Here is a 2,634-nt window from a genome sequence, read left to right as displayed (position 1 = left end):
GCCTGTCGGTACCCGGAGTACCAGGCCGGCCCGGCCGGGCCCCCGGCCCGCGCGGGGGCCCCCCGCCGCGCCGCGCCCCCCCACCCAGGCGACCCCCCCCCCCTGCCGGGGGCGGGGGGGGGGCCGCCCCCGGCCGCCGACGCGGCCGGGCACGGCACCGCGGGCGGCGGGACCGACCACGCGTTGGCCGCCCTGATCGCGGTCGGCGTCGCCCTCGGCCTGGTCAAGCTCTGGCGCTCGCGCCGCACCGGCTGACCCGGAGCAGGCCCGGCCCGCCGCTCACACGTCGGCCGCGTACCGCCAGAAGTCCCGCATCAGGGCGGGCGGGGTCGGCCCGGCCAGTTCGACCTGGGTGAGCAGCACGGTGACCGCGCCGGTGGCGGGCACGATGTGCGCGGCGGTGCCGGTGCCGCCGATCCAGCCGTAGCGGCCCGGTACGTTCCACGGCTCCAGCGCCTCGATGTCGACCGACCCGCCGAAGCCCCAGCCCTGGCCCTCCAGGAAGAGCTCCGCGGCGTCGCGCTGCACCGCCGTCAGCTGGTCGGACGTCATCTGCCGGACCGCGGTGGGGGAGAGCAGCCGGCGCCCGCGGTACTCGCCCTCGGCGAGCAGCATCCGGCCGAAGGCGTACCAGTCGTCCACGGTCGACACCAGCCCGCCGGCGCCCGAGGGGAAGGCCGGCGCCTTGCTCCACTGGCCGTCGGGCGGGTCGATCTGCTGCAGGCCGCCGCCCGCCGGGTCGGCCCGGTAGGAGGTGGTGAAGCGGTCCAGCTTCCCCGGCGGCACCGCGAAGCCGGTGTCGACCATGCCGAGCGGCTCGAAGAGCCGTTCGGCCAGCACCTCGGCGAACGGCCGGTCCGCCACCCGTGCGACCAGCACGCCCAGGATGTCGGAGCAGGTGTTGTACAGCCAGGCCTCGCCCGGCTGGTACAGCAGCGGGACCCCGGAGAGCGCCGCCATCCACTCGTCGGGCGGCGCGATCAGCTGCGGCTGCGGCGGGCCCTGCAGCAGCTCGCCGACCAGCAGGCGCACGGCGGGCAGCGAGAAGTCGGCCGGGAAGCCGTAGCCCGCGCGGAAGGTCAGCAGGTCGGCGACGGTGATCGGCCGCGCGGCCGGCACGGTGTCCTCGACCGGGGCGCCCGGGGTGCGGACGACGACCGGGTCCTCCAGCTCGGGCAGCCACGGGGCGACCGGGTCGTCCAGTGCGATCCGGCCCTCGTCGACCAGCATCAGCACCGCCGCGGCGGTGATCGGCTTGGTGAGCGAGGCGATCCGGAAGATCGTCTCGCGGGCCATCGGCGGACCGCCCGCGGTGTCCGCCGCACCCGCCGCCAGGACCTCGGCGCGGTCGCCCCGCGCCACCAGGGCCACCGCCCCCGGCAGTGACCCGTCGCGGACCCGGGCCTCCAGGAGGTCGTGCAGATCGGTCATCGGTCCACCCTTCTCACCCACGCGGCCGGGCGGCGGCGCCCCGGCACCGGTCGGACACGCCGCTCGGGACCTCGCGGTCGACGAAGCACTCCCGCAGGACGACGTGCCCCATCGCCAGGGCGAGTGCGGCGTCGGTGCCGGGGTGCGGGTGCAGCCACTCGTCCGCGAACTCGGCGTTGTCCGCGTAGTCGGGCGCCACCACGACCGCCTTCTGGCCGCGGTGGCGGGCCTCGGCCATCCAGTGCGCGTCCGGCGTGCGCGTCACCGGGACGTTCGAGCCCCACATGATCAGTTACGCCGCGTCCCACCAGTCCCCGGACTCCGGCACGTCCGTCCGGTCGCCGAACACCTGCGGCGGGGCCACCGGCAGGTCCGCGTACCAGTCGTAGAGCGACAGCATGGTGCCGCCGATCAGTGAAAGGAAGCGCGCCCCGGCCGCGTGCGACACCGTCGACATCGCCGGGATCGGCGAGAACCCGGCCACCCGGTCCGGCCCGTACGTCCTGATCGCGTGCACGTGGGCGGCGGCCGCGATCTCCACCGCCTCCTCCCAGCCCGCCCGGACCAGGCCGCCCTTGCCGCGGGCCTGCTGGTAGCGGCGGCGGCGCTCCGGATCCGCCTGGACGTCCGCCCAGGCCAGCACCGGGTCGCCGAGCCGCGCCCGCGCCTCCCGGCAGATCTCCAGCAGCACCCCGCGCACGTACGGGTGGCGCACCCGGGTCGGCGAGTAGGTGTACCAGGAGAACGCCGCACCGCGCGGGCAGCCGCGCGGCTCGTGCTCGGGGCGGTCCGGACCGACCGACGGGTAGTCGGTGGCCTGGGTCTCCCAGGTGATGATGCCGTCCTCGACGTAGACCCTCCACCGGCACGAGACGGTGCAGGTGACGCCGTGCGTAGGCGTCGCCCTCGCGGCAGCCGGTCAGGTGCACGCTGTGGAGGTCCGGCGCCGCCTCGCCGGGCCGGAGGAAGCGCCCGCTCGCGAGCAGCCGCGCGGCAGGTTCAGCGGCGCCGCCGCCCGCTCCCGCCGCCCGCCGATGGTCCGCCATGAAACCCCATCAAACGGACGTCGCGGGCGATCGCCCCGCCGGCGCGCCCCAGGCTCGCCCCACCCCCCCCCCGCGGGGGGCCGCGGCCCGCCCCGCGCGCGCCGCCCGGGCCCGACTGGGTTGGAGTATCCCGTGGGGGTGGGCCGGCGCGGGGGGC

The 2,634-nt window shown here is 77.2% G+C and carries 1 protein-coding gene and 2 pseudogenes; 1 reads left to right on the top strand and 2 read right to left on the bottom strand.

Going from position 1 to position 2,634, the window contains the following annotated elements:
• Positions 1–255 (top strand): annotated as a pseudogene (locus tag ACFV0G_RS26455) (hypothetical protein); the annotation flags it as partial.
• 24 nt (positions 256–279) lie between these two features.
• Here ACFV0G_RS26455 and ACFV0G_RS26450 read toward each other — a convergent pair.
• Both ACFV0G_RS26450 and ACFV0G_RS26445 read right to left on the bottom strand, forming a co-directional pair.
• Positions 280–1,431, bottom strand: coding sequence for a serine hydrolase domain-containing protein (locus tag ACFV0G_RS26450; protein WP_380552882.1), 1,152 nt, complete (start codon positions 1,429–1,431; stop codon positions 280–282).
• Between the two features lie 64 nt (positions 1,432–1,495).
• Positions 1,496–2,477 (bottom strand): annotated as a pseudogene (locus ACFV0G_RS26445) (molybdopterin-dependent oxidoreductase); the annotation flags it as partial.
• Positions 2,478–2,634 lie beyond the last annotated feature (157 nt).

Source organism: Kitasatospora sp. NPDC059571 (assembly GCF_042735675.1).
Taxonomy (GTDB): domain Bacteria; phylum Actinomycetota; class Actinomycetes; order Streptomycetales; family Streptomycetaceae; genus Kitasatospora.
The sequence above is the reverse complement of the archived record's forward strand: the minus strand, read 5'-3'. Positions and strand labels throughout refer to the sequence as shown.